Raw genomic sequence first — 25882 nt, 5'->3', positions numbered from 1 at the left:
TTTACCCCGCGCATTTAACTGTTTACAAGCGCATGGGGCTTTTCATAATGGCCCTATGGACCAAGCATCGCCCCCCTTGCCTGCCAACGGCCTTTTGCTGACCGGGGGCGGCGCGCGCGCGGCTTACCAGGTGGGCGTGCTGGAAGCCATTGCCGACATCCGCCTGGCCTGTGGCGCGGGTGACCAACCCAACCCCTTCCCCATCATTGCGGGCACCTCGGCCGGGGCCATCAACGCCGCAGCCCTGGCCTGTGGGTCAGATAACTTTGATGCCACGGTGCGCATGATTGCCAACACCTGGCGCAACTTCCACGCCGACCAGGTGTACCGCGCCGACCACCTGAGCATGCTGCGCTCGGGCGCCACCTGGCTCACGCTGCTGTCGGTGGGCTGGCTGATTGCCAAGTGGCGGCGCATCAAGCCCCGCTCGTTGCTGGACAACGCGCCGCTGGGCGAGCTGCTGCAAAAGCTGGTGCCGCTGGAGCGCCTGCCGCACCTGATTCGCCGCGGCCACCTGCAGGCCTTTGCGGTCACCGCGTCCAGCTACAGCTCGGGCGACCACATCACGTTTTTTGAGGGTGACAAGCGCCTCATGCCCTGGGTGCGCAGCCAGCGCCTAGCCGTGCGCAGCAAGATCACCCATGCCCACCTGCTGGCATCTTCGGCCATTCCGTTTGTGTTCCCGGCCACCGAGCTGCACATCCAGGGCCACACCGAATACTTTGGCGACGGATCGATGCGGCAAAGCGCACCCGTGTCGCCCGCTATCCATTTAGGAGCAGAACGCATCCTGGTGGTGGGGGCTGGCCGCATGCACGAGCCCAAGAACGAGGCCCACCTGCACACCACCAACAGCTACCCCACGATTGCGCAGATTGCCGGCCACGCGCTGTCCAACATCTTTCTGGACGCGCTGGCGGTAGACGTGGAACGGGTGCGCCGCATCAACCAGACCATCAACCTGGTGCCCGCCGAGGCCCGCAAGGCCAGCGCGCTGCGCCCGGTGGAGCTGCTGGTGATTGCACCCAGCCAGCGGCTGGACGCGGTGGCCGCCCGCCATGTGGGCGACCTGCCGCGCGCGGTGCGCACCATGCTGGGCGGCGTGGGCGTGTCATCGGCCAAGGCCGATGTGAAGGGCGCCGCGCTGGCCAGCTACCTGCTGTTTGAGAGCGCCTACACGACCGAGCTGATGTCGTTGGGCTATGCCGATGCCCAAGCCCAGCGCGCCGAGGTCTGCAAGTTCTTTGGCTGGGTAGACCCCGAAGCCGTGACCCACCCCGGGAGCCTGACAGCGGCCGAGCCCCCCAAACGGCACGAGCGCCGCGTGGACCCGCTGCGCCTGCGCTAGCCGATCACACAGCGGGCGGGCAACCTGGGGGCAGCATGGGCATGCCTTCGCCGTTGGTGTAGTCCCCCAAAAAGTCCAGAAACCGCCGCACTGCCGGCACCATGCCGCGGCGCGAGGGATACACCGCGTGGAAGATACCGCGCGCCGGCGCCCAGCCTGGCAGCACATGCACCAGGCGGCCCTCTTCCACCTCGCGGCGGCACATGTAGTCGGGCAAAAAGCACATGCCCGTACCCTGCAGCGCTGCGTATTTCAGGGTCAGCAGGTCGTCGGCCACGTAGCGGGGGCGGTGTACCAGCGGGTGGATGGCGCCGTCGGGCCCATGCAGCACCAGGGTGGCGCGGCCGTCCACGGCGGACATGGAGATCGTGTCCATGCGCGCGAGGTCATCAATGGACGCGGGCCGCCCCTGGCGCTCCAGCTGCAGCGGGCTGGCCACCAGCACGGTGGCCGATTCGCCCAGTTTTTTCACCACCAGGCTGCCGCTGTCGTCCAGCGTGCCGCGCACGCGCAGCGCCACGTCGATGCCCTCTTCCACCAGGTCCACCACGCGGTTGCTGACCTTCATGTCCACCTTCACATGGGGGTAGCGCGCCAGAAACAGCGCCATGATGGGCCCCACGGTGCTCTGCGCCAGCGTCACCGGGCAGGCAATGCGCAGGGTCCCGCGCGGCTCCGTCTGGGCCTGCTCTACCGCCTCGGCCGCGGCTTCGGCCGCATCGCGCATGGCGATGCAGTGGCGCAGGTAGACCTCGCCCACCTCCGTCAGGGACAGCTTGCGCGTGGTGCGCTGTAGCAGGCGCACGCCCAAGCGGGCTTCCAGCTCGGCCACACGGCGCGATAGCTTGGACTTGGGCACCTCCAGGTAGCGGCCGGCGGCGGCAAAACCCCCCCGCTCCACCACTTCGGCGAAATAGAGCATGTCGTTGGTGTCGTGCATAGCGGCCCTTCATCGTTCCAAATTTAGGACAATCTAACGCAAATATGCTGACTTATCAAACATTGGTCTTTCAAAGACACTAGTCCCATCGAACCACTCCCTCTTTAAGGACCTGTCATGAAACTCTTGCACATCGACTCCAGCATCCTCAGCGGCGGCTCTATCTCCCGCCAACTGACCAAAGACACCGTGGCCCAGTGGGTCACCAACCACCCCGGCACCACCGTGGACTATCTGGACCTGGCCGTGGACACCCCCAGCCACCTGTCCTCTGAATCCCTGGGCTTTCGCGCACCCGCTGGCGCTGAGCAAAGCGACGTGCAAAAGCGTGAAAACGCCATCTCCGAAGCGCTGGTGAGCCAATTCCTGGCTGCCGACGTGATCGTGGTGGGTGCTCCGCTGTACAACTTCAGCATCCCCAGCCAGCTCAAGGCCTGGATTGACCGCATCGCCCAACCCGGCCGCACCTTCGCCTACACCGAGACTGGCCCCAAGGGTCTGGCCGTCGGCAAGACCGTGATCGTGGCCTCCACCCGTGGCGGCGTGTACTCCACCAACGACTGGGGCCGTGCCGCTGAACACCAAGAGAGCTACCTGCAAACCGTGTTCGGTTTCCTGGGCATCACCGACGTGCGCTTTGTGCGCGCCGAAGGTGTGGCCATGGGCGACGCCAAGAAAGCAGAGGCCCTGGGCGAAGCCGCCAATAGCATCGCCAAGCTGGCCGCCTGATTGGCAGATTGAGCGGCGCTGGTCCATATCAACCAGCGCTGCAAAAACAACAAAGCCCGGTTCGCCGGGCTTTGTTGTTTCTGTCATCCATCAGCTCCTCGTTCAGGACAACGTGTAGTAACCGCGCTGCACGGCGTAGGCTGTAATCTCTGCCGCGTTGCGCAGCGAGAATTTCTCCATCAGGTTCTTGCGGTGCGTGCGCACCGTCTCCACGCCGATGAACAGCCGCTCCGCGATTTCAACGTTGCTCAGCCCGCTCGCCACCAGCGACATGGTTTCGCGTTCGCGCGGAGTGGCCACCGGCTCGGGGCCCGTGGCGTCAGAACGCAGGGGACGCGGCAGAAACACTGCTGCGATGTTGCGGCTGACGTATTGACGGCCGGCCAGCACCGCGTGTACCGCCTGCAGCAGCTCTGTGCTGTCCTCGCTCTTATGCACGTACCCGTCGGCGCCCGCCGCCAACGCCTGCCCCACGGAGTGCGGCTGCAAATCACCGGTCAACACCAGCACCTTGACGGATTCCGCGAACTCGGCCTTGATGGCGGCGGCAACGTCCACACCGTGCAGGCCCGGCAGGCCCAGGTCCAGCAACAACAACTGGGGGCTGAACTGCCGCACCAGCGCCTCGACGGCCCGGCCGTCGCCGGTTTCCGCGACGACTTCGAAGCCGGGCTGGGTAGACAGCAGCATCTTCAGACCCTCACGCATCAGCATGTGGTCTTCCGCAAGAATGATGTGGGTGGTTGCGCCGGTTGTGAAAGTCATGAAGTTGCTCATTGGATGCTGCTCATCAGGGCGGCCAGCACTTGCGGCTCCACGGGTTTATAGACCAACCGAAGGCCGTGCTGCGCGGCCTGCGCAATCGGCTGCGCCGAGGTGTCACCGGTGATGATCACAGCAGGCACCGTGCGTCCGAGGCGGCGCGTCACCGCTTCGATGGCTTGGATGCCGGTGACGTCGCTTGCCAGGCGATAGTCCGAAAGGATGAGTCGGATGTCATTCGGGTGGCTGCCGGCAAGGGCCAGCGCGTCTTCGAGCGAGGCGGCCACCCGCACGGAATACTTCCATTCCACCAACAGGCGTTGCATGGATTCGCGCAGCTCGGGGTCGTCGTCGATCACCAGCACACTGCCCTCAAATGGGCCCTGCGAGTCTGCGGGGCGTGACACCGGAAGCTCGGGCGCAGGCGCACGCGGCAGCGTGACGGAAAACACCGAGCCCTTGCCGGGCGTGGACCGCACGTGGATCTTCCCGCCCAGCAATTGCACCGCGCGCGAGACGATGGCCAGCCCCAGGCCCAGCCCGTGCTCGCGATCGCGCGCCACATTGGGCACCTGGTAGAACTCGCCGAAGATCCGGTCGCATTCTTCCTGCGCAATGCCGATACCGGTGTCCAGCACCTGTAACTCCACATGCTGCGCATGCCGTCGGCAACCCACCAAAATGCGGCCTTGTTCGGTATAGCGCACGGCATTGGCCACCAGATTGGATATCACGCGCGCCAGCACCAACGGGTCGGTCTCGACCCACACACCGTGCGGCATCACCACCCGGAAATCCAGTCCCTTGGCCTGCGCGGGGCCTGTAAAGGCGTTGCCGACTTCGGTGAGCAGGTCAGCCATGTCCACCGGCCGCCGGGTGACGGTCACGGTGCCACTGTCCAGGCGCGACAGATCAAACAGGCCATTGAGCAAGCGCCCCAGACCGTTGAGCGCCATTTGCAGGCGGGCGGCGATGTGCCCCACCTCGGCACCTGTCAGTTCGGCGCGCTTAGACATGGCCTGCAGCGTGGCAACAAAAAGGCTCAGCGCCTGGATGGGCTGGCGCAGGTCGTGGCTGGCCACCGCCAGGAACTGCGACTTGGCATGGCTGGCCGCTTCGGCCTGCTCCTTGGCAATGCGCAGGTCGGCGGCGGCGCGCAGCCCCCGCAGGCGGCGCATCAGCACAAACCAGGTCAGCAGCGCCGCCATCACACTGGCCACCACGCCCAGCCGCGCGACCCATTGCAGCCGGCTGATGGCAATCTCGGTGGTGAAGTTGGGCAGCGAGTGGGCCGTCAGTGTCCAACCATAGCCACCCACTTCGACCTGCTGGGTCGTATAGAACAGCGTGAGCGTCGACTCGCCGCCCACCCGGTCACTGTAGGTGTCGATCAGTTGGTCGTCGTCCTGTCCGGCGCCGTCATAGACCTCGACGGTGATGTTGGCGCGCTCGCCCAGGATGTTGTCCATCAAGCCGTCCATGCTGAAGGCGGCGTAGATCCAGCCTTTGATATGGGCACGTCGCTCGGACAAGGTGCTATGGGGTTTGCCGTTCTGGTAGACCGGCAGGTACATGCGGTAGCCGGCCTGTACCTGGGCTGCATCCTCTTCCGGCAGCTTCGCCTTGTTGGAAATCGCGATGCCGTCGCTGTCGCGCGCGGCCTCCATCGCGGGCCGGCGCGAGGGTTCCAGGAAAAAATCCGTTCCCAGCGTACTGAGGAACGAGGAGCCGCTGGGCTCGAAATACAGCGCCGACGTGCTGGCGCCGGCATCGCTGGGCGGCAGCACCGTGTACGCCGGAAAGCCCTGGCTGCGCACGGCGGCGATGTGCCGCTCGCGTTCGGCCGACGGCACAATGAGCGCAAAGCCCATGCCCTGCAGCCCCGGATGGTTCTGGATGCGCAGGTTGGCGACAAAGGACTGGAAGTCGCCGCGCTGCACGTTGTCGGACGTGGCGAACAGGCCGTGGGTGGCGCGCAGCGCCTGCTCATAGGCCAGCATGCGCTCCCGGAACAGGCTGGTGGTCTCACGCACGCGCGCGTCGAACTCGCTCTGCAGAACCTGCCCGATCTCCCGGCGCTCACGCTCCCAGAACACCCAGGTGGCGGTCAGCGCCAGGCACAGCACCACAGCCGGCAGCAGATAGCTCAAGAAGCGCAGGCGCCCGAGTGCTGCCGGGGCTTTGCGGGGTGCGCTGGATGGCGCGGGGGCGGTGTTTTGCATGGGTGAACGGGCCCTAGCGCTGGTAAGGCAGCAGGATGTGCTCGGCCTGCGTCTGCGCATCCTTCAAGGCCTCTTGCGGCGTCTTGGCGCCGGTGAGCGCCGAGACCAGCCCCGCGTTCAGGGCCCGCGTCACTCGCTGGTTCTCGTGCGTGGACAGTTCCGCCACGGCGTGTGACAACTGGTTGCGTGCGACAGCCGCCTGCGGAAAAGCCATCAGGTAGTCCTTCATGGTGTGTGTGTCCCACGCGGCCGGGCTCACGCCGATGTAGCCGGAATCAATGCTCCAGCGCGCCGTGCGCTCGGGGGCGACCATCCACTGGACGAATCGGAATGCGGCTTTTTGCCGCGCCGGTGTGGTTTTGCGGAACACGTAAAAATTGCCACCGCCCGTGGGCGAACCGGCCTGCTTATTGCCGGGCAGCGGGCCGACGCCGAAGGCAAACCCTGCCTTGGCCTTCAGATTGGCCAGGTTGCCGCTGGTGGTCCAGATCATGGCGGCCTTGCCGCTGAGGAAATCGCTGGGCGTGTTACCCCATTCAATGACACCGGGCGGGTGGACCTTGCGCGTGCGGGACAGGTCTACCCAGTACTGCAGGGCCTCAACCACGGCGGGGCGGTCAAACCAGGTCTTGGTGCCGGCCTCATTCATAAGTTGGGCGCCGTTGCCGGTGACCAGCCCCTGGAACAGCCAGTACGGAAAGCCAGAAGAGGGAATCTGTAGCCCCCACTGTGTCGTGACGCCAGCGTCGTCGCGCCGCGTGAGCTTTTGCGCAAAGTCGGCCATCTGGGTCCAGTTGGCCGGCGGGAGGTCGGGGTCCAGCCCTGCTTGCCGGAAGAGCTCTTTGTTCCAATACAACAGGATGGTGGAGCGCTGGAAGGGAATGCCCCAGGTCTGGCCGGCGGCGCGGCTGTTGGCCATCAGCGCAGGGTAGAAGCCGCGCATCCAGGCAACGTCGTCGGCATTGCTTACCAGATCGTCGAATGGCACGATGGCGCCAGCATCGATCAGCGTGAACATATCCACCGCAAACAGCACGGCAACATCTGGCGGTGTACCGCTTCTATGGGCCGTCAGCGCTTTGACGATGGAGTCCTTGTAAGTGCCGGTGTAGGTCGGCTTGACGCGGATGTCGGGGTTCTCTTTCTCAAAATCGGCCACCAGCGCCGAGAGGCTTTTGGCGACCGGCCCGCCCACGGCGATGGGAAAGTAAAAGGAAATCTCGGTGGGCTGCGCATGGCTGACGCCGCACAGGGCCCACGCCATCACCAGCAGCAAGGCTTTCAGAATGTTCAACATAGCGCGGGCACTTGTGTTTGACCTCTTTGGAACGGCCGCAAATGGGCCCATTGGAGTGCAATCGTAACGAATCGTTACGAACGGACGAGCAAGCCACGTGCCATAGGACTGTCCGAACGAGGTGACTGGCGCAAGCCCTTCGCTAACTGCCCGCCAACACCCCTAACGCCTCGCGCGCCCAGGCAATGCTGCCCTCCTCGTACATGATCCCTTTTTTGAGGATCAGGTGCTGCAGACGCGCAGCCCGCGGCATCGCATCGCCCCGCGCGAAATCCCGCGCCTCAATCGCGCGGTAATGCGCCAGCTTCTCGGTGTGCTGGGCAATGCGGGTGCGCAGTTCGTCACTGAGATCCACCTCGCCCAGTGCCGCGTCGGCGCGCAGTTTCACAATAAATTCATCGCGCAGATCGATGGGCGCCGCGGGCTCCTGCGTCCAGCGCACCAGCTCGGCGCGGCCGGCGGGCAGCACTTTGTATTCGCGCTTGCGGGTGGCGCCTGCGTCGGGGGCGGTGTCAGAGACGATCCAGCCTTTGTCTTCCATGCGGGCCAGTTCGCGGTAGATCTGCTGGTGGGTGGCGTGCCAGAAGTAGCCGATGGACTTGTCAAAGCGGCGCGCCAGCTCGTAGCCGGAGGACGGTTTTTCGATGAGGGAGGTGAGCACGGCGTGGGCAAGCGACATGCGGGCGAGTCTAAAGGCAGCCCTCTAACTATGCAACCAGTTGCATAAACTTCGCTAGACTTCTACACTCCTGCAACTGGTTGCATAGTTGCGCCACAGCCACCCAACAACAACGGAGACCGCCCCATGACCACTGCCCCCACCTACCCGCACATGCTCCAGCCCCTGGACCTAGGCTTTACCACCCTGAAAAACCGCGTGCTCATGGGTTCCATGCACGTGGGCCTGGAAGAAGCGCGCGACGGCTTTGCGCGCATGGCCGCCTTCTATGCCGAGCGCGCCAGGGGCGGCGTGGGCCTGATCGTGACCGGCGGCATTGCCCCCAACGACCGCGCCCGCCCCATGCCCGGCGGTGCGGCCATGACGACGCAGAAGGAAGCCGACAAGCACAAGGTGGTGACCGAGGCCGTGCACGCCGCGGGCGGCAAGATCTGTATGCAGATCCTGCACTTTGGCCGCTACGCCTACCACCCCGAGCTGGTGGCGCCCAGCGCGCTCAAAGCCCCGATCAGCCCCTTCCGCCCGCACGCGCTGACGACCGAGGAGGTGGAACAAACCATTGAGGACTACGCCAATGCCGCAGCGCTGGCGCAAAGCGCGGGCTATGACGGCGTGGAGATCATGGGGTCCGAGGGCTACCTGATCAACGAATTCATCGCCAAGCAGACCAACCACCGCGACGACGCCTGGGGCGGCAGCTACGAGAACCGCATCCGCTTTCCGCTGGAAATCGTGCGCCGGACACGGGCGCGAGTCGGCGCTAACTTCATCATCATCTTCCGCCTGTCCATGCTGGATCTGGTGGAAGGCGGCTCTACGAAAGAGGAAGTGGTGCAACTGGCGCAGGCGCTGGAAGCAGCGGGCGTGACGATCCTGAACACCGGCATCGGCTGGCACGAGGCGCGCATTCCCACCATCGCCACCAAGGTGCCGCGCGCGGCCTTTGCCTGGGTGACCGAGCAGCTCAAGGGCAAGGTGAAAATTCCGCTGGTCGCCACCAACCGCATCAACACGCCCGAAGTAGCAGAGCAAATTCTGGCGGACGGCCAGGCCGACATGGTCAGCATGGCGCGCCCCTTCCTGGCCGACCCCGACTTTGTGGCCAAGGCCGCGGCCGGCAAGGCGGACACCATCAACACCTGCATTGGCTGCAACCAGGCCTGCCTGGACCACACCTTTGGCGGCAAGATCACCAGCTGCCTGGTGAACCCGCGCGCCTGCCACGAGACGCTGATGGTGGCCACACCCGCACCGCGCAAGGAACGCATTGCCGTGGTGGGCGCTGGCCCGGCCGGGCTGGCGTTTTCTACCGAAGCGGCGAAGCGTGGCTATGACGTCACGCTGTTTGACGCGGCCAGCGAGATTGGCGGCCAGTTCAACGTGGCCAAGCAGGTGCCAGGCAAGGAAGAGTTTTACGAGACGCTGCGCTACTTCGGCACGCAGATCAAAGCCACGGGCGTGACGCTGCAACTGGGCAAGCGCGTGAGCGCGCAAGACCTGACCACCGGCGGCTTCCAGCAGGTAGTGCTGGCCACGGGCGTGAGCCCGCGCACGCCCGAGATCGAGGGCATCAACCACCCCAAGGTGCTGGGCTATCTGGACGTGCTGCGCGACAAAAAGCCCGTGGGCCAGACCGTGGCGCTGATCGGCGCGGGCGGCATTGGTTTTGACACGGCCGAGTACCTGCTGCACGAGGGCACCAGCCCCAGCCTGGACCAGGCCAAGTTCTTTGCCGAATGGGGCGTGGACACCACGTTTGCCCACGCCGGCGGCCTGAAGCCCGCACACATCGAGAAGACGCCGCGCAAGGTCTACCTGCTGCAGCGCAAGACCAGCAAGGTGGGCGACGGCCTGGGCAAGACCACGGGCTGGATCCATCGCACCTCCCTAAAGAATCGCCAGGTAGAGATGGTCAATGGCGTGACCTACCGCAAGGTGGACGACGCGGGCCTGCACATCACCGTGGGCGACAAGGACATGGTGCTGCCGGTGGACAACGTGGTGATCTGCGCAGGGCAAGACCCGCAGCGTGAACTGCAGGCCGCGCTGCAGGCCGCGGGCGTGACCGTACACCTGATTGGCGGCGCCGATGTGGCCGCCGAGCTGGACGCCAAGCGCGCCATCAAGCAGGGCACGGAGCTGGCGCTGGCCTTTGGTGCCGAGAAGGCCGAGGCTCCCAAGGCAGGTGCCACGCCCACGCTGGAGCAAACCCTGCCCGCACCGGTGGCCGCCAGCCTGAAGCTCTGGCACCAAATGATCGAGGAGAAGAACCTGGGCGAGCTGGCAACCATCTTGCATCCCAAGGCCGTGTTCCGCTCGCCCATGGCGCACACGCCCTACCCCAGTGCGCAGGCGGTGCAGCTCATTCTGGGCACGGTGATTCAGGTGTTTGAGAATTTCAAGTACCACCGCGAACTGGCCAGCGCCGACGGGCTGAGCCTGGTGCTGGAGTTCAGCGCGCAGGTGAATGGCAAAGACCTGAAGGGCATCGACATGGTGCAGTTCGACGCCGAGGGCAAGATCGTGGACTTTGAGGTGATGGTGCGGCCCATGAGCGGCCTGCAGGCCCTGGGGGACGAGATGGGCAAGCGCCTGGCGCCCTACCTGGCGATGATGAAGCCTGCCAAGGTCTGACCGCGCTCACCTCATACGCTATCGTTTTGCTAGCTGCTCGCGCATATTGCACGGGGGCTAGCGGCCTAAAACACTTATAAACAGGAGACAACCATGCAACTGGAAACCCTCAGCGTTACGCTGGATGCGCACATCGCCACCGTGCGCCTGAACCGGCCCGACAAGGCCAACGCCATGAACGCCACCATGTGGCAGGAAATCCGCCAGGCGTTTGAGTGGGTGGACCGCACGCCCGAGGCACGCGTGGCCGTGTTGCAGGGCGAAGGCAAGCTGTTCTGCGCGGGCATCGACCTGCAGATGATGATGGGCATGAACGCCCAGATTGCCAACGACTGCGATGGCCGCTCCCGCGAGGCCATGCGCCGCGTGATTCTGGACATGCAGGACACGCTGACCAGCCTGGAACGCTGCCGCAAGCCCGTGCTGGCCGCCATCCACGGCGGCTGCATTGGCGGCGGCATCGACCTCGTCACCTGCGCCGACATGCGCTACGCCAGCGCCGACGCCTATTTCAGCATCAAGGAAATCGACATCGGCATGACCGCCGACGTGGGCACCCTGCAGCGCCTGCCCAAGCTGGTGGGCGACGGCATCACGCGCGAACTGGCCTACACGGGCCGCAAGCTGGAAGCCGAAGAGGCGCGCCAGATCGGCCTGGTGAACCGCGTGTTCGAGAGCCGTGAGGCGCTCTACGCCGGGGTGCAGGAGATTGCGGCCACCATCGCCGCCAAGTCCCCCCTGTCCATCCGCGGCACCAAGGAAATGATCACCTACGCCCGTGACCACAGCGTGGCCGACAGCCTGAACTACATCGCCACCTGGAACGCCGCCATGCTAATGAGCCAGGATTTGACGGAGGCGATGACGGCGAACATGCAGAAGCGGGTGCCGGTGTTCAAGGACTGAGCGTCCTTTCTCTCGCTGTTTTGTGCTGAGCCCGCAGCAGGCTTGGGGTACGTACCTCCGCTCGTGTCCCCCGGCCTACGGCCTCCTCCTTGACCTCGCTGCGGCACGCACCCCAAACCTGCCGCTGCGAAGAGGGATATACGCAAACGCAACTCGTGCCGTGTGACCAGCTCATACAACAGGTCTATCGTCCAAAAGTCCAACGAGTACTAAAGGTCAGTTTTGATAGGACTATCTTTTGAGCGCTGGAGTGGATCCGCAAGCACTGGAAACAAACTGTGTTTCTGAAACTGTAGTCACGGTTTCAGGTTTGCCTTCGAAAACAACGGGAACGTAAAAGGTTTTGATGTTCCGCAGCAAGTAATCACCCCGTGCAGACAACTCCACAACACGTTCACCGTGAATCTCATCTTCTGTGCAGAAGAACGACGCTTGGATGGTGTTTCCCGTGCGTATGACATTTGCAGTGGTACACCCTTTTTCGTCTTTTCCTCCCTCTACGGGCAATGGCTCCGTGTGTTGCGATGCTTGTCGAGAGACGCAAAACTTGAGTGCAACAGTGCTGCCGGCGGCTTGTAGGCCTGGCATTTTTGCCTCAAGTGCTTTTCGCTCATGCTTGGGTAGTTTTTTCAGTGACTCAAAAGACCGGGCCATCGCTCGCTCCATTTCGCCGCTCGTCGTGTGGAATTCCGTGGAGGACTTCCACAGCCCCGGCTGCATCGGCTGGCCGTTGGCATCCAACATAAGCACTAGTGTGAGCGCGCTGGCCATTAAGCGAAAAATTGATCGAACTTTCCTCATTGCTGTCAAAGTGAGTTCTCCCGTTTGATTTTCTTTGGTGATTCTGCACGCAGACCGAAGCTTTGCTTTGGATCAGGCGGGCTGGGTGTTTTGCGCGGGTAAAGGAGGAGCCCGTGCAGCGGGCGGGGGACACGGAGCAAAACGCCCGGCCCGCCTGATCCCGCCAACCCAAGCGTCGGGTGGGGCATGCCAGTCGGCCCCGACTAAAATCTCCAGTTCCTCCGTGAAAGTCGATTCCCATGCCCCGCCAACTCTTTGTCACCACTGCCCTCCCCTACGCCAACGGCAACTTCCATATCGGCCACATCATGGAATACATCCAGGCCGACATCTGGGTGCGGTTCCAGCGCATGCAGGGCAATGCGGTGAACTTTGTGGGTGCGGACGATACGCACGGCGCGCCCATCATGATTGCGGCTGAAAAGGCCGGCAAAACGCCCGAGCAGTTTGTGGCCGACATCGCAGCCGGCCGCAAGCAGTACCTCGACGGCTTTCACATCAGCTTTGACAACTGGCACAGCACCCACTCGCTCGAAAACACCGAGCTGGCACGTCAGATCTACCGCGACCTGCGCGACCGCGCCGATGGCTCGCTGATCGAAGTGCGCACGATTGAACAGTTCTTCGACCCCGCGAAGAACATGTTCCTGCCCGACCGCTATATCAAGGGCGAGTGCCCCAAGTGCCACGCCAAAGACCAGTACGGCGACAACTGCGAAGTCTGCGGCTCGGTCTACGCGCCGACCGACCTGATTAACCCGTTCTCCGCCCTGTCCGGTGCCAAGCCCGAACTGAAGAACTCCGAGCACTTCTTCTTCAAACTATCCGACCCGCGCTGCGTGGAGTTCCTCGAGAACTGGACGCAGGACGGCAAGCTGCAGCCCGAGGTGGCGAACAAGATCAAAGAATGGTTCACCGTGCGCACCAACCCGGACGGCACGACCAGCGAAGGCCTGGGCGACTGGGACATCAGCCGCGACGCACCCTACTTCGGCATCGAGATTCCCGATGCGCCGGGCAAGTACTTCTATGTGTGGCTGGACGCGCCCGTGGGCTACTTGGCCTCGCTGAAAAACTGGTTCGACAAGGGCGGCCCCAAGGCCAAGCATGGCGACACGCGCAGCTTTGAGGAATACATGGCCGCTGCCGACACCGAGCAGTACCACTTCATCGGCAAGGACATCGTTACCTTCCACACCCTGTTCTGGCCTGCGATGCTGAAGTTCAGCGGCCGCAAGACGCCCAACAACGTCTTCGTGCACGGCTTTTTGACCGTCAACAACGGCGAGAAGATGAGCAAGAGCCGCGGCACCGGCCTGGACCCGCTCAAGTACCTGAGCCTGGGCATGAACGCCGAGTGGCTGCGCTACTACCTGGCCGCCAAGCTGTCGGCACGCAATGAAGACATCGACTTCAACGCCGATGACTTCATGGCGCGCGTGAACTCGGATTTGATTGGCAAATACGTGAACATCGCCAGCCGTGCGGCGGGCTTCTTGACCAAGCGCTTTGACGGCAAGCTGACCAGCGACTTCGGCGCCACGGGCGCGGCCCTGCTGGCCGAAGTGCGCGGCGCCAGTGATGCGCTGGCCCAGATGTACGAGGCGCGCGAATACGGCAAGGCCACGCGCGAAATCATGCTGCTGGCCGACAAGGTCAACGCCTATGTGGACCAGAACAAGCCCTGGGACCTGGCCAAGGACGTGGCCAACAACCAGGCGCTGCACCAGGTCTGCTCCGTGCTGATCAACACCTTTGCCACGCTGACGCGTTACCTCTCACCCGTGCTGCCCGGCCTGGCCAGGGCCGTGCAAGGCTTTGTGGGTGTGGACATGCAGCAGTGGAATGTGGCGGGCGACGTGCAGGCTATTGCGCCCTACCAGCACCTGATGCAACGCGTCACCCCCGAGCAGTTGGATGCATTGTTTGAGCCCCCAGCCCCCGTGGAATCTGCGCAAGCAGCTCCTGAAACTATAGCAACCGTACCCGGCGGCGAAGAGATCGCCCCGCTCATCACCATCGACGACTTCGCCAAAATCGACCTGCGCATTGCGAAGATCGTGAACTGCGAGGCGGTGGAAGGCTCGACCAAGCTGCTGCGCCTGACGCTGGACGCGGGCGAAGGCCGCCACCGCAATGTGTTCAGCGGCATTGCCAGCATGTACAAGCCCGAAGAGCTGGTAGGCCAGCTCACCGTGCTGGTAGCCAACCTGGCGCCGCGCAAGATGAAGTTTGGCGTGTCCGAAGGCATGGTCATGGCGGCCAGCCATGGCGATGAAAAGGCCAACCCCGGCATCTACATCCTCAACCCCTGGCCCGGCGCTACGCCCGGCATGCGCATCCACTAAACCTGCCCCACCCGACCGGACCACAGACGCATGTTCCCCTGGATCCACGGTTGGGTTGATACGGAGCGCACGCCCCAGGCCAACACGCGGCTGGGCATGACCCTGGCCTTTGTAGCCGGAGCCACCAACGCGGGCGGTTTCTTGGCGGTGCACGAGTACACCTCGCACGTCACCGGCGTGGTGTCCACCGTGGTGGATTCCCTGGTGCTGGGCCACACCGATGTGATGCTGACCGGGCTGGCCATGCTGATCGCGTTTGTGCTGGGCGCCATGGCCACGGCCATCCTCGTCAACTGGGGGCTGCGCCGCCGGCTCCACACCGCTTATGGCCTGCCGCTGGTGCTGGAGGCCGCACTCTTGCTGGTGTTTGGTGTGTTCGGCGGCGCCATGAACTACGCCATCTATTTCTTCACGCCGCTCACCGTCACGCTGCTGTGCTTCATCATGGGCCTGCAAAACGCGGTGATCACCAAAATATCCCGCGCCGAAATCCGCACTACGCACCTGACCGGCCTGGTCACCGACGTGGGCATTGAGCTGGGCAAGATGGCCTATATCAACGCCGACTCACAGGGCCACCGCGTGCAGGCCAACACCCAGAAACTGCGTCTGCACAGCCTGCTGATCGGCAGCTTTGTGGGCGGGGCCTTCTCTGGCGCCATGGGCTTCAAAACCCTGGGCTTTATCACCACCGTGCCGCTGGCGCTAACGCTTCTGTTGCTGGTGGCTCGGCCCCTGTGGCAAGACACCACCCGCTGGTACCAACGCACCCACCCAGGCAGCCTCTAGGCTGCCCACCCCTCTTTTTCTTCCTATTGCATGACCACTCCCTCTTCTCCTTCCCTGCAAACCTTTGATGTGCTCATCGTCGGCAGCGGCCTGGCCGGCCTGAGTGCTGCGCTGCTGCTGTCGCCCGACCACAAAGTTGCCATCCTCACCAAGCGCGCTGTGCGCGAAGGTTCCAGCGGCTGGGCCCAGGGCGGCATTGCTGCGGTGTGGGACAAGGACGACAGCTTTGCCGCCCACGTGGACGACACGCTGGTGGCTGGCGCAGGTCTGTGTGACCTGGCCGCCACGCAGTTTGTGGTGGAGCAGGCGCCGCAGGCCATTGCCTGGCTGCAGAAGCTGGGCGTGCCCTTCTCGGAAGAGGCCGGCCATGCCGGACAGTTGCACCTCACGCGCGAAGGCGGCCACAGCGCGCGGCGCATCGTGCACGTGACCGACGCCACCGGCGCGGCCGTGCAGCAAACGCTGATCGAGAAGGTGAAGCAAAGCCCCAACATCACGCTGTTTGAGCACCACACGCTGGTGGACCTGATCACGACCGCGAAACTAGGCCAAGCGGGGCCGAACCGCTGCGTGGGTCTGTACGCGCTGGATGACGACACCGACGAGGTGCTCACCTTCCAGGCGCCCCACACCATCCTGGCCACGGGCGGCGCGGGCAAGGTCTACCTGTACACCACCAACCCCGACACTGCCACGGGCGACGGCATTGCCGCGGCCTGGCGCGCGGGCTGCGCGGTGCAGAACATGGAGTTCATCCAGTTCCACCCCACCTGCCTGTACCACCCGCATGCCAAGAGCTTTCTCATCAGCGAAGCCGTGCGCGGCGAAGGCGGCCGCCTGCTGCTGCCCGACGGCACACGCTTCATGCCCGCGCACGACCCACGTGCCGAGCTGGCACCACGCGACGTGGTGGCCCGCGCCATCGACTTCGAGATGAAAAAAGGCGGCTTTGATTGCGTGTACCTGGACATCTCGCACCAGCCACTGGCCTTCATCCAGGAGCACTTTCCCAACATCTACGCGCGTTGCCTGGAACTGGGCATCGACATGTCCAAGCACCCCATTCCCGTGGTGCCCGCCGCGCACTACACCTGTGGCGGTGTGCAGACCGATCTGTCGGCCCGCACCCAGGTGCCAGGCCTGTACGCCGTGGGCGAATCGGCTTGCACGGGCCTGCATGGCGCCAATCGCCTGGCGTCCAACTCGCTGGTGGAGTGCATGGTGTTTGCGCGCTCGGCCACACACTGGATTGCCGAAGATCTGGCCAAGACCGCCGCCACCCCGGCGCAGGCCCTGCCTGTGTGGGACGACAGCCGCGTGACCGACTCGGACGAGTCCGTGGTCATCTCCCACAACTGGGACGAGTTGCGCCGCTTCATGTGGGACTACGTGGGCATCGTGCGCACCAACAAACGGCTGGAGCGCGCCGCCCACCGCATTGCGCTGCTGCAGGGCGAGATTCAGGAGTTCTATGCGCACTTCCATGTGACGCGTGACCTGCTGGAGCTGCGCAACCTGGTGCAGGTGGCCGACCTGATTGTCAAGAGCGCCCAGGCCCGCCACGAGAGCCGCGGCCTGCACTTCAGCCGCGATTACCCCGAGCTGCTGGACCAGGCCATCCCCACCACACTGACACCCTAACTTTTTAGGTTGCTACTGATTCAGGAGCGCCTGGCGCAATGTCCACGGGGGCTAGCGGCAAATTTTGGCCCCAACCCTGCGCCATGCCGGCGGCCATGGCCGCATAGTCGGTCTCCCGTGCCCCACGGTTGCGCTGCGCAACGCCGGCGGCTGGCGTGTGGAAAATGCTGCGCGCCAGGTGGCGGCCGGCCATGGTGATACCCGCCGTCTTGGGCTGGCGCAGCGCCACAAACTGCTGCCAGGCCAGCGGCACATCATCCCCCTGCGCCTGCACGCATTGCGTCAGGTGCCAAGCGTCTTCCAGTGCCTGGCAGGCGCCCTGGCCCGAGGTGGGCAGCGGCGCATGTGCCGCATCGCCCAGCAACAGCACATTGGCGCGCTGCCACTGCGGCGTGGGGTCGTGGTCGTGCAGAAATATCTGGTGGATGCCGCTGTCGGGTGTGCCCGCCAAAGCGTGTTGCACCGGCGCGGGCCAGTGGGCAAAGCGCCGGGTCAGTTCCGCACGGTAGTGCTGCGGCTGCGCTTGGCCCAAAGGCACCGCAGCACCACCCGCCCAGTAGGCCCGCTGCGGCGACAAGGCCACCACGCCAAAACGTTCGCCCGTGCCCCAGTAGTCCAGCGCGGCCCCGGCCTCGAACACCGGCTCCGCGGTTTCGCAAATACCGATCCAGTTCACAAAGCCCTGGTACACGGGGCGCGCCGCGTCTTCCGACCCCAGCACAAACGCGCGGCAGCGCGAACGCATGCGCCCTTCGGCACCCAGCACCCATTCAGGCTCCACCACCACACCGTTCTCAAAAATCAGTTGTGTGGCGCCAGGGCCCGCATCGTGCAGCGCCACCACATCGCGCAGGCGGTGGCCGTAGTGCAGCACCACGCCCAGCTCCAGCGCACGCGCCAGCAGCGCGCTCATCAGGTCGTGGCGCAGGATGGCCATGCTGGCGTGGCCCATGGCGTCGTCCATGGCGCGCACATCGATGCTGCCCAGTGCTTCGCCGCCGGCGGTGAGCCGGTGCATGGCATGCACCCGCGTGCCGTGCGGCCGCAGCAGTTCCCACAGGCCCAAGGTATCGAGCACCCAGCTGGCATTGGGCCAGCTGACGATGCCCGCGCCCAGGCTGCGGATGGCGGGGGCCTGCTCGTACACGGCGACGGTGTGGCCGGCCTGGCGCAAGGCAATGGCAGAGGCCAAGCCTGCAACCCCGGCACCGATGGCGGCGAAATGCATACGCGCTACTGGTAGACCGCGTCGGCCCAGACGATGGCTTCCATCTGCGCCACATTGATCTCGCGGTACGACAGGTCCAGGCGCTGTGCCGCCTCCGAAAACACGGTGGCATCTTCCAGCTCGCAGGCAATGGCCATGGCCAGCAGGTCCATGTATTTGCCGGTGCCGGTCAGCAACGCCTCGGTGATGGCACCGTCCAGCCCCAGCATGGACACGGCCTCGGCCAGCGGGCAGCCCAGCATGCGGTCCAGCAGCGAGAACAGGCCGATGAGGAAGGCCTCTTCCTGCTCTTCGGGCGACAGGGTTTTGGCACCCAGTAGCTCCATCATCTTGGCCCGTACTACGGCCATGTTGCCGGCCAGCGTGGGCTTGCCGTCTACGCCCGCCGTCATCAGCATGGCAGCCCAGCGCTGCAGGCGTTCGTTGCCCAGCAGCATCACGGCCTGGCGGATGGAGGTGATCTTGGTACGCAGGCCCAGGCCCGCGGAGTTGATCAGGCGCAGCAGGTTGTAGCCGAGCGCGGCATCTTTTTTGATGGCCAGCTCGATCTCGTCCACATCGGCCTCGCTGCGCAGCTTGCTGAACAGGTTGGCCGCGCTGGCCTGGCTGGGGCTGACCACCTGGGTCTTGACCAGCTCGGGCCGCGAGAACCAGTAGCCCTGGAAGAAATGGAAACCCATGTCTTTGTAAATCTCAAACTGCGCGGCGCTCTCCACCTTCTCGGCCACAGCGATGGCGCCGGTGCGGGTCTGGATGGCATCGACCAGCGGTTTCAGTTTGGCGGGGTCAATGGCCCGCACGTCTACCTTCACAAAATCGGCAATGCCCTGCCAGGACTTGTAGACCGGCGCCACCACCGTGTGGCTGAAGGCCAACCGAAAACCGCGCTTGCGCAGCGTCATCAGCTTGAGGCGGGACTCTTCAATGGTGGCCGGGTCGTGCTGCGCCACCGGCGGCACTTCGATGATGGTGCGCTGGGGCACCAAAAAGTCCCAGTGCGAGCCGGTCAGGCTCTCGTGCGTGGCGTTGAGGAACAGGTCGGCCTGGGCATTGACCAGCTTGGTGCCGCTTTGCGCCATGACGTTGAGCACCAGGGACACATCGCTGGCCAGCGAATGCGCGCGCTCACCCTGCGTGCGGTTGAACAGCTCATAGCCCACGATGGACTTGTCGGCGTCCACGATGTGCTGTCGGGCAATGGAAAAACTCGATACGTCAGATGTCTCTGCTTCTGAAGAACTCACAGCAACCTTTCTGCAGCCGGTGGATGGGCCCACCGCCTCCCTGCACGCGAATGATGCCTGAGCTTTGTTAAGCGGGAATCACTAGGCCCTTGGCCACCGCGGGTCGCGCCACGAAAGCCGCGAGCACCCGCGCCACCTCGGGAAAGTTGGAAAACCCGACCAAGTCGCCGGCGCCGTAAAAGCCAATCAGGTTGCGCACCCAGGGGAAGGTGGCGATGTCGGCAATGCTGTAGTCCGCGCCCATGATCCAGTCGCGACCCTGCAGGTGCTTGTCCAGCACGCCCAGCAGGCGGGTGCTCTCGGCCACATAGCGGTCGCGCGGACGCTTGTCTTCAAAGTCCTTGCCGGCGAACTTGTGGAAGAAGCCGAGCTGCCCAAACATGGGGCCAATGCCGCCCATCTGGAACATCACCCACTGGATGGTCTCGTAGCGCTTGGCTGGGTCTTTGGACATGAGCTGGCCGGTTTTCTCGGCCAGGTAGATCAGGATGGCGCCCGACTCGAACAGCGCCAGCGGTTGGCCACCGGGACCATTGGGGTCAATGATGGCGGGGATCTTGTTGTTGGGGTTCAGCGAGACGAATTCGGGCGTGAGCTGGTCGTTGGTCTGGAAGCTCACCAGGTGCGGCTCGTAGGCCAGGCCAATCTCTTCCAGCGCAATGCTCACCTTCACACCATTGGGCGTGGGCAGCGAGTACAGCTGCAGGCGATCGGGGTGTTGGGCGGGCCATTTGGCGGTGATGGGGAACTTCGACAGATCAGTCATGGGATGTCCTTTTTGCTCTGATTTTGATAGCTACTCGCGCATATTCCGCGGGGGCCAGGGGCACGAAAAACTTAGAGTACCCGACTGTGAATGTCCAAGCACCGGCTGGGGGTACCGGGCTACTTCTTCTTGTCGGCATCCACGCGGTTCAGGGGGCCGAAGCAGTCGTCCTTCGATTCGCTGTAGCACGCCCAGTACTGGCGCCCCGACGGCGCGAAGAGCAGGTAGTTGGTAAACCGGAGCCCCGTATCGTCGCTGCTGGACTGGGCGCAGTCCTGGCCACCGTAGTCTTTGACGACCTCGGCGTCGAGCCTGTAGAAACCCTGGGCGGTGGGCTTGGCGGCGATGGTGTAACGGCTGTCGGTCTTTTCTGCACCGCTGAGCGCGCTGTAGCTGCCGTCGGCGCGGTAGTCATACACCTCGGTGCAGGCCACGTCTGCGCGCGTCCAAGTCCAGCGCCCCACCAGCAGCCGGCTGCCATCGCTCTCTTGGGGCAGCGCCGCGCTGGCCGCGGTTGCAGTCACCAGCCATACCGCCAGCGTGATGAAGGGGATGCGCATGAGGGCCTCAGGTATTACGCAGCACCCATATTCGGAATCAGCCCACCCACGGGCTGCCCATTCTTCAGCGCCGCGGTGAAGGCCAGCATGCGGTCGATGGGCAGGCGCGCACGCTCAATGAGGGCCGGGTTCACCTGAATTTCGTGGATGCCATGCTCCAGCACCATGGCCACACCGGCCAGCCCGTTCATGGCCATCCAGGGGCAGTGGGCGCAGCTCTTGCAGGTGGCGCTGTTGCCAGCGGTGGGGGCTTCGATGAAGGTCTTGCCGGGGTTCAGCGTGCGCAGCTTGTGCAACATGCCGTTGTCGGTGGCGACGATGAAGGTGTCGGCGTCCAGCGTTTGCGCGGCCTTGAGAATGCCACTGGTGGAACCCACCGCGTGGGCCAGGGCCACGATGTCTTTGGGCGACTCGGGGTGCACCAGCACTTTGGCCGTGGGGTGCTCTTTCATCAGCGCTTCGAGCTCAAAGGCCTTGAACTCGTCGTGCACGATGCAGGCGCCTTCCCAGAACACCATGTCGGCGCCGGTTTCGCGCTGGATGTAGCCACCCAGGTGCTTGTCGGGCGCCCACAGAATTTTCTGGCCCTTGTCCTTGAGCGCACGCACGATGTCCAGCGCGCAGCTGCTGGTTACCAGCCAGTCTGCGCGGGCTTTCACCTCAGCGCTGGTGTTGGCGTACACCACCACGGTGCGGTCGGGGTGCGCATCGCAAAAGGCGTTGAACTCGGTGATGGGACAGCCCAGGTCCAGCGAGCAGGTGGCGTCCAGGTCTGGCATCAGCACCGTCTTGTGCGGGGACAAGATCTTGCTGGTCTCGCCCATGAACTTCACCCCCGACACCACCAGCGTCTGCGCGCTGTGGTCGCGGCCAAAGCGCGCCATCTCCAGCGAATCGCTCACCAGGCCACCGGTTTCCTCGGCCAGGTCTTGCAGGTCCGGGTGCACGTAGTAGTGCGACACCATGACCGCGTTCTTTTCTTTCAGCAGGCGCTTGATCTTGTCTTTCAGCGCCACGCGCTGCGTGGGCGTAGGCTCCACGGGCACGCGCGCCCAGGCATGCTGGGTGCTGCAGGCGGGCTGCTCGTATTCGACGTCGATCACATCGGTTGCAGACATCACAGCTCCTCAAAGCGCATGGAGAAATCGGTGGCCTTCACGTCTTTGGTCAGGCCACCGATGGAGATGCGGTCCACACCCGTGGCGGCAATGGCGCGCACGGTGTCCAGGCCCACACCGCCCGACACTTCCAGAATCGCGCGCCCGGCATTCAGCGCCACGGCCTGCACCAGGTGCGCCAGCGTCATGTTGTCCAGCAGCACCATCTGGGCGCCGCAGTCCAGCGCCTCGCGCAGCTGCTCCAGCGTTTCCACTTCTACCTCGATGAACTTGGCGTTCTGCGCCAGTTGGGTAGCGCGCTGCAACGCGGCAGTGACGCCACCGGCCGCAGCAATGTGGTTTTCCTTGATCAGCACGGCGTCAAACAGGCCGATGCGGTGGTTGGTGCCACCGCCGACACGCACCGCGTACTTCTGCGCCAGGCGCAGGCCGGGGAGGGTCTTGCGCGTGTCCACGATGGCGGCGCGGTTGCCGGGCACCGAGTCGACCGCGCTGACAAACGTGGCAGTCTTGGTGGCCACGGCGCTCAGCAGCTGCAAAAAGTTCAGCGCGGTGCGCTCGGCCGTCAGCAGCGCCTGGGCGTTGCCCTCAATCTCCATCACCACCTGGTCGGCATAACAGCGCTGGCCTTCGCGCACATGCCAGACGATGGCCGCGCTCGGGTCCAGCGCACGCACCGCCGCGGTGGCCCAGGCTTCGCCGCAAATCACAGCGGATTCGCGCGCCAGCACGCGGGCACGGGCGCGGCGCGTGGGGTCAATCAGGGCCGCAGTCAGATCGCCGGCCCCCACGTCCTCCAGCAGGGCGCGGGCCACATCGGCTTGGGCCAGGGTGGCAATCTCGGTGGGGGTAAATTCAAAATACGTCATGGGCGCCAAGGATAACGGCAAGGCCAACCAAGCGCTAACCGTCAGGGCTCTCATCGGTTAAACGGCTTCGCTGTGTCAGAATCTTCGCCAGTTTTTATAAAGAAACAAGGGAGTTTGAGATGAACACATGGATCGCACGGGCGATGTTGGCACTGGCGTGCCTGGGTATGTCCGCGGCTGGGGCGCAGGCCCTGAGCAAAGAGGAAACTGACAAGATCTGGGCTGACGCCAAAGCGGCTTCCACCGCGGGGCCGGCCAGCGTGCCTCTCACCGACCAGGCCAAACTGGCACTGGGCGAGGGCCAGATTTTCATCCCGCAGCCGCAAGCCGGCAAGTTGCTGAATGCCATGGGCAACCCTGGCCAGGACTCGGCCCTGCAAGGCCTGGTGTTCCCCAACGACAACGCTCCCTGGTTCATGACCATTCGTTACCAGAGCTCTGGCTACGTCAAGGACGACGATGCCAAGGAATGGAATGCCGATGATCTGCTCAAGAGCTACCGCGAAGGCACCGAGGCCTCCAACGAAGAACGCAAGAAAATGGGCATTCCTGGTCTGGAGATTCTGGGTTGGGCGCAAAAGCCCGCCTATGACAGTGCGACACACCGCCTGGCCTGGGCCATGTCTTCGCGAGACATTGGCGCTGCAGAAAACGAACCCCAAGGCGTCAACTACAACACCTATGCGCTGGGCCGCGAGGGCTACTTCAGCATGAACCTGGTCACCGGCCTGGCCGAGCTGCCCACCTACAAGCCCCAAGCCCACACGCTGCTTGACGCCTTGCAGTTCAATGATGGCAAGCGCTATGCCGATTTCAACTCCAGCACCGACAAGGTGGCCGAATATGGGCTGGCCGCGCTGGTGGTGGGCGTAGCGGCCAAAAAGCTGGGCTTTTTTGCGGTCGCTGCGGTGTTCTTGGCCAAGTTTGCCAAGGTCATCGCCCTGGCCGTGGTGGCCTTTGGTGGCACGGCCATGAAAATCTTCCGCAAGAAAACCCCGGAGCCTGCGCCTGCACCGGCAGTGACTGCTGCCAACAGCGACCCCACACTGCCACCTGCGGCCTAGCCTTTTTTTTTGCCAGATCGGGACTAAGCCACGATGACCAAGCTGCTCTTGCTGCTGTTGTCCGGCGTCAAACTGGGCAAGCTGTTTACCACGGGCGGCACCATGCTGCTGTCGGTGCTGGCCTACGCCTGGATTTATGGCTGGCGCTACGCCGTGGGCTTTGTGCTGCTGCTCTTTGTGCATGAGATGGGCCACTATCTGGCGGCGCGCCAGCGTGGCCTGACTGTGGGGTTGCCCACCTTCATCCCCTTCGTGGGTGCCTGGGTCGAGCTCAAGGACATACCGCACGACGCCGAAACCGAGGCTTGGGTGGGCCTGGGCGGCCCACTGCTGGGCAGCCTGGGGGCCTTGGTCTGTTACTTCGCTGCCCGCGAAACCGATAGCAACCTGCTGCTGGCGATTGCCTACTCGGGCTTTTTCCTGAACCTGTTCAACCTGATCCCCCTGTCGCCGCTGGACGGCGGGCGCATCACAGCGGTGCTGTCCCCGCGTATCTGGCTGTTGGGTATACCAGTGCTCATGGGGGTGTTTCTATGGCGCCCGAGCCCCATGCTGATATTGATTGGCGTGTTGGCGGCGCCGCAGGTCTGGAAGGCGATCAAATATCGCTCAGACAGTGAAGAAGCCCAAACCTACTACGCCGTGAGCACCGCTGTCCGCCTGGAATACGCCATGTACTACCTGGGTCTCACCCTGTTTCTGGCGATCATGGTGCACGACGTGCATGAAATGTTGGGCGCCTTGGGCAAAGTTGCTGGTACCTAGAGGCCCGCAGCTAAAATGGCCCCAACGAGGACACCCCCATGAGCATTTTTCGCCGCCCCGACTACCAATCCGAAGCCACCCAGTTCATTGACCACCTGAAAACGGCCAAGCCGACGCTGGAAGCCGAGCAGCGCCAGGGCCGTTCGCTGCTGTGGGACAAGAAAATCGACCGCAACGCGGTGAAGGAATACGGTGAGGCCCGCGTGGAGCAAAAGCCCTACGTCTACCAGACCAACGCAAAATAGGCCTCAAATTGGCCTCTAGCCCCCGTCAATATTGCGCGGGCAGCTCCCAATTTCATAGCAATCCATGAGCACCACCCCTGCGGACGACGGCACAGACACGGCCGCCATTGCGGTCATGCCCGACGTGGTGGACCGCGTGGCGCTGGCGCGCCTGTATGGCGAGCCGCTGTTCGCCATGCCGCAGGATTTGTACATCCCGCCGGACGCGCTGGAGGTGTTTCTGGAGGCCTTCGAGGGCCCGCTGGACTTGCTGCTGTACCTGATCCGCAAGCAGAATTTCAATATTCTGGACATTCCCATGCTCAGCGTGACCAAGCAGTACCTGGTCTACGTGGACCAGATCCGCAAGCACAACCTGGAGCTGGCGGCCGAGTACCTGCTGATGGCGGCCATGTTGATCGAGATCAAGTCGCGCATGCTGCTGCCGCCCAAAAAGGTGGCCGAGGGGGAAGAAGCCGAAGACCCACGCGCCGAGCTGGTGCGCCGCCTGCTGGAATACGAGCAAATGAAGCTGGCCGCAGCGCGCCTGAATGCGATTCCCCAGTTTGGCCGCGACTTCCTCAAGGCCGAGGTCTTCATCGAGCAAAGCCTGCAGCCGCGCTTCCCCGATGTGCACCTGGTGGACCTGCAAGAGGCTTGGCGCGACATCCTCAAGCGGGCCAAGCTGGTGCAGCACCACAAAATCAGCCGCGAAGAGCTCTCGGTGCGCGAGCACATGAGCATCGTGCTCAAGCGCCTGCAGGGCCGCCGCTTTGTGGGCTTTGAAGACCTGTTTGACCCCAGCCAGGGCTCGCCCGTGCTGGTGGTGACCTTCATCGCCCTGCTGGAGCTGGCCAAGGAAACCCTGATCGAGATCACCCAAGCCGAGGCTTTTGCCCCGATTTACGTGCGCCTGGCCTATTCCCCTGCCTGACTGGTGCCACTAAC

At 63.9% G+C, this 25882-nt stretch carries 22 protein-coding genes and 1 pseudogene; 11 read left to right on the top strand and 12 right to left on the bottom strand.

The features are described from left to right. The first annotated feature begins 55 nt into the window (after positions 1–55). Positions 56–1348, top strand: coding sequence for a patatin-like phospholipase family protein (locus AC097R_RS07370; RefSeq protein ID WP_479597194.1), 1293 nt, complete (start codon positions 56–58; stop codon positions 1346–1348). Between the two features lie 4 nt (positions 1349–1352). On the opposite strand, the gene AC097R_RS07365 is transcribed toward AC097R_RS07370, so the two are convergent. After that, positions 1353–2288 carry a LysR family transcriptional regulator gene (locus AC097R_RS07365; protein WP_479597192.1) on the bottom strand — a complete coding sequence of 312 codons (936 nt, stop codon included), beginning with the start codon at positions 2286–2288 and terminating at the stop codon, positions 1353–1355. Between the two features lie 117 nt (positions 2289–2405). Here AC097R_RS07365 and AC097R_RS07360 point away from each other — a divergent pair, with 117 nt between their 5' ends. Next, positions 2406–3017, top strand: coding sequence for an FMN-dependent NADH-azoreductase (locus AC097R_RS07360; protein WP_479597189.1), 612 nt, complete (start codon positions 2406–2408; stop codon positions 3015–3017). A gap of 102 nt (positions 3018–3119) precedes the next feature. Here AC097R_RS07360 and AC097R_RS07355 read toward each other — a convergent pair whose 3' ends face one another. The 4 genes from AC097R_RS07355 to AC097R_RS07340 all read right to left on the bottom strand — a co-directional run bounded on the left by AC097R_RS07355 (position 3120) and on the right by AC097R_RS07340 (position 7977). Next, positions 3120–3782 carry a response regulator gene (locus tag AC097R_RS07355; RefSeq protein ID WP_479597187.1) on the bottom strand — a complete coding sequence of 221 codons (663 nt, stop codon included), beginning with the start codon at positions 3780–3782 and terminating at the stop codon, positions 3120–3122. An 8-nt stretch (positions 3783–3790) separates the two neighbouring features. Further along, positions 3791–6001, bottom strand: coding sequence for a CHASE domain-containing protein (locus tag AC097R_RS07350; RefSeq protein ID WP_479597185.1), 2211 nt, complete (start codon positions 5999–6001; stop codon positions 3791–3793). 13 nt (positions 6002–6014) lie between these two features. Then, the gene (locus AC097R_RS07345; RefSeq protein ID WP_479597183.1) at positions 6015–7298 is read right to left on the bottom strand and encodes an ABC transporter substrate-binding protein; all 1284 of its coding nucleotides are present in this window, start codon (positions 7296–7298) and stop codon (positions 6015–6017) included. Positions 7299–7440: 142 nt separating this feature from the next. Continuing rightward, on the bottom strand, positions 7441–7977 hold the full coding sequence (locus AC097R_RS07340) for a PadR family transcriptional regulator (RefSeq protein WP_479597180.1): 537 nt from the start codon (positions 7975–7977) through the stop codon (positions 7441–7443). Positions 7978–8103: 126 nt separating this feature from the next. Between AC097R_RS07340 and AC097R_RS07335 the strand changes: the two are divergent. Both AC097R_RS07335 and AC097R_RS07330 read left to right on the top strand, forming a co-directional pair. Beyond that, positions 8104–10122 (top strand): annotated as a pseudogene (locus AC097R_RS07335) (oxidoreductase); the annotation flags it as partial. 582 nt (positions 10123–10704) lie between these two features. Beyond that, on the top strand, positions 10705–11517 hold the full coding sequence (locus AC097R_RS07330) for a crotonase/enoyl-CoA hydratase family protein (RefSeq protein WP_479597178.1): 813 nt from the start codon (positions 10705–10707) through the stop codon (positions 11515–11517). A gap of 231 nt (positions 11518–11748) precedes the next feature. On the opposite strand, the gene AC097R_RS07325 is transcribed toward AC097R_RS07330, so the two are convergent. Next, positions 11749–12261 (bottom strand): DUF3617 family protein, encoded by a 513-nt coding sequence (locus AC097R_RS07325; protein ID WP_479597175.1) that lies wholly within the window; start codon positions 12259–12261, stop codon positions 11749–11751. A gap of 296 nt (positions 12262–12557) precedes the next feature. On the opposite strand from AC097R_RS07325, the gene metG reads away from it, so the two are divergent. From metG to nadB, 3 genes are read left to right on the top strand one after another with little or no spacing between them, the layout of a single operon-like run. Then, the gene (gene metG, locus AC097R_RS07320; RefSeq protein WP_479597173.1) at positions 12558–14666 is read left to right on the top strand and encodes a methionine--tRNA ligase; all 2109 of its coding nucleotides are present in this window, start codon (positions 12558–12560) and stop codon (positions 14664–14666) included. A gap of 30 nt (positions 14667–14696) precedes the next feature. After that, positions 14697–15455 carry a YoaK family protein gene (locus AC097R_RS07315; protein ID WP_479597170.1) on the top strand — a complete coding sequence of 253 codons (759 nt, stop codon included), beginning with the start codon at positions 14697–14699 and terminating at the stop codon, positions 15453–15455. A 30-nt stretch (positions 15456–15485) separates the two neighbouring features. Next, complete coding sequence (gene nadB, locus AC097R_RS07310; RefSeq protein ID WP_479597168.1) at positions 15486–17096, top strand: L-aspartate oxidase; 1611 nt, start codon at positions 15486–15488, stop codon at positions 17094–17096. 4 nt (positions 17097–17100) lie between these two features. Here the strand turns inward: nadB and AC097R_RS07305 are convergent, their stop codons facing one another. From AC097R_RS07305 to nadC, 6 genes are all read right to left on the bottom strand, one after another. Beyond that, positions 17101–18324: an FAD-dependent monooxygenase gene (locus AC097R_RS07305; protein ID WP_479597166.1), complete on the bottom strand. Its 1224-nt coding sequence runs from the start codon at positions 18322–18324 to the stop codon at positions 17101–17103. A gap of 5 nt (positions 18325–18329) precedes the next feature. Then, entirely contained in the window at positions 18330–19568 is a 1239-nt protein-coding gene (locus AC097R_RS07300; protein WP_479597164.1) for an EAL and HDOD domain-containing protein, read from the bottom strand. 67 nt (positions 19569–19635) lie between these two features. Continuing rightward, positions 19636–20334, bottom strand: coding sequence for a glutathione S-transferase N-terminal domain-containing protein (locus tag AC097R_RS07295; protein ID WP_479597162.1), 699 nt, complete (start codon positions 20332–20334; stop codon positions 19636–19638). Between the two features lie 119 nt (positions 20335–20453). Next, entirely contained in the window at positions 20454–20894 is a 441-nt protein-coding gene (locus AC097R_RS07290; RefSeq protein ID WP_479597160.1) for a hypothetical protein, read from the bottom strand. Between the two features lie 14 nt (positions 20895–20908). After that, positions 20909–22012, bottom strand: a complete 1104-nt coding sequence (gene nadA / locus AC097R_RS07285; protein WP_479597158.1) for a quinolinate synthase NadA — start codon at positions 22010–22012, stop codon at positions 20909–20911. Continuing rightward, entirely contained in the window at positions 22012–22881 is an 870-nt protein-coding gene (nadC, locus tag AC097R_RS07280; RefSeq protein WP_479597156.1) for a carboxylating nicotinate-nucleotide diphosphorylase, read from the bottom strand. The genes nadA and nadC overlap by 1 nt, the downstream gene beginning before the upstream one ends. A gap of 119 nt (positions 22882–23000) precedes the next feature. Here nadC and AC097R_RS07275 point away from each other — a divergent pair, with 119 nt between their 5' ends. From AC097R_RS07275 to AC097R_RS07260, 4 genes are all read left to right on the top strand, one after another. Next, positions 23001–23945: a DUF2167 domain-containing protein gene (locus tag AC097R_RS07275; protein ID WP_479597154.1), complete on the top strand. Its 945-nt coding sequence runs from the start codon at positions 23001–23003 to the stop codon at positions 23943–23945. 33 nt (positions 23946–23978) lie between these two features. After that, a complete protein-coding gene (locus AC097R_RS07270; protein WP_479597152.1) occupies positions 23979–24710 on the top strand; it encodes a site-2 protease family protein in 732 nt (243 codons plus the stop codon). A 38-nt stretch (positions 24711–24748) separates the two neighbouring features. After that, entirely contained in the window at positions 24749–24955 is a 207-nt protein-coding gene (locus tag AC097R_RS07265; RefSeq protein ID WP_479597150.1) for a DUF3460 family protein, read from the top strand. A gap of 64 nt (positions 24956–25019) precedes the next feature. Beyond that, positions 25020–25868, top strand: coding sequence for a segregation and condensation protein A (locus AC097R_RS07260; protein ID WP_479597148.1), 849 nt, complete (start codon positions 25020–25022; stop codon positions 25866–25868). Positions 25869–25882: the final 14 nt, after the last annotated feature.

Source organism: Rhodoferax sp. ZS1R25, assembly GCF_056521335.1.
The sequence above is the reverse complement of the archived record's forward strand: the minus strand, read 5'-3'. Positions and strand labels throughout refer to the sequence as shown.

Excerpts from the sequence above, each read along its gene's own strand:
- AC097R_RS07270 (WP_479597152.1), top strand. The coding sequence starts at position 23,979 with ATGACCAAGCTGCTCTTGCTGCTGTTGTCCGGCGTCAAACTGGGCAAG.
- AC097R_RS07295 (WP_479597162.1), bottom strand. The coding sequence starts at position 20,334 with ATGACTGATCTGTCGAAGTTCCCCATCACCGCCAAATGGCCCGCCCAA.
- AC097R_RS07370 (WP_479597194.1), top strand. The coding sequence starts at position 56 with ATGGACCAAGCATCGCCCCCCTTGCCTGCCAACGGCCTTTTGCTGACC.
- nadC (WP_479597156.1), bottom strand. The coding sequence starts at position 22,881 with ATGACGTATTTTGAATTTACCCCCACCGAGATTGCCACCCTGGCCCAA.
- AC097R_RS07290 (WP_479597160.1), bottom strand. The coding sequence starts at position 20,894 with ATGCGCATCCCCTTCATCACGCTGGCGGTATGGCTGGTGACTGCAACC.
- nadA (WP_479597158.1), bottom strand. The coding sequence starts at position 22,012 with ATGTCTGCAACCGATGTGATCGACGTCGAATACGAGCAGCCCGCCTGC.
- AC097R_RS07325 (WP_479597175.1), bottom strand. The coding sequence starts at position 12,261 with ATGTTGGATGCCAACGGCCAGCCGATGCAGCCGGGGCTGTGGAAGTCC.
- AC097R_RS07275 (WP_479597154.1), top strand. The coding sequence starts at position 23,001 with ATGAACACATGGATCGCACGGGCGATGTTGGCACTGGCGTGCCTGGGT.
- AC097R_RS07340 (WP_479597180.1), bottom strand. The coding sequence starts at position 7,977 with ATGTCGCTTGCCCACGCCGTGCTCACCTCCCTCATCGAAAAACCGTCC.
- AC097R_RS07315 (WP_479597170.1), top strand. The coding sequence starts at position 14,697 with ATGTTCCCCTGGATCCACGGTTGGGTTGATACGGAGCGCACGCCCCAG.
- AC097R_RS07330 (WP_479597178.1), top strand. The coding sequence starts at position 10,705 with ATGCAACTGGAAACCCTCAGCGTTACGCTGGATGCGCACATCGCCACC.
- AC097R_RS07350 (WP_479597185.1), bottom strand. The coding sequence starts at position 6,001 with ATGCAAAACACCGCCCCCGCGCCATCCAGCGCACCCCGCAAAGCCCCG.
- nadB (WP_479597168.1), top strand. The coding sequence starts at position 15,486 with ATGACCACTCCCTCTTCTCCTTCCCTGCAAACCTTTGATGTGCTCATC.
- metG (WP_479597173.1), top strand. The coding sequence starts at position 12,558 with ATGCCCCGCCAACTCTTTGTCACCACTGCCCTCCCCTACGCCAACGGC.
- AC097R_RS07265 (WP_479597150.1), top strand. The coding sequence starts at position 24,749 with ATGAGCATTTTTCGCCGCCCCGACTACCAATCCGAAGCCACCCAGTTC.
- AC097R_RS07355 (WP_479597187.1), bottom strand. The coding sequence starts at position 3,782 with ATGACTTTCACAACCGGCGCAACCACCCACATCATTCTTGCGGAAGAC.
- AC097R_RS07305 (WP_479597166.1), bottom strand. The coding sequence starts at position 18,324 with ATGCATTTCGCCGCCATCGGTGCCGGGGTTGCAGGCTTGGCCTCTGCC.
- AC097R_RS07345 (WP_479597183.1), bottom strand. The coding sequence starts at position 7,298 with ATGTTGAACATTCTGAAAGCCTTGCTGCTGGTGATGGCGTGGGCCCTG.
- AC097R_RS07365 (WP_479597192.1), bottom strand. The coding sequence starts at position 2,288 with ATGCACGACACCAACGACATGCTCTATTTCGCCGAAGTGGTGGAGCGG.
- AC097R_RS07360 (WP_479597189.1), top strand. The coding sequence starts at position 2,406 with ATGAAACTCTTGCACATCGACTCCAGCATCCTCAGCGGCGGCTCTATC.
- AC097R_RS07260 (WP_479597148.1), top strand. The coding sequence starts at position 25,020 with ATGAGCACCACCCCTGCGGACGACGGCACAGACACGGCCGCCATTGCG.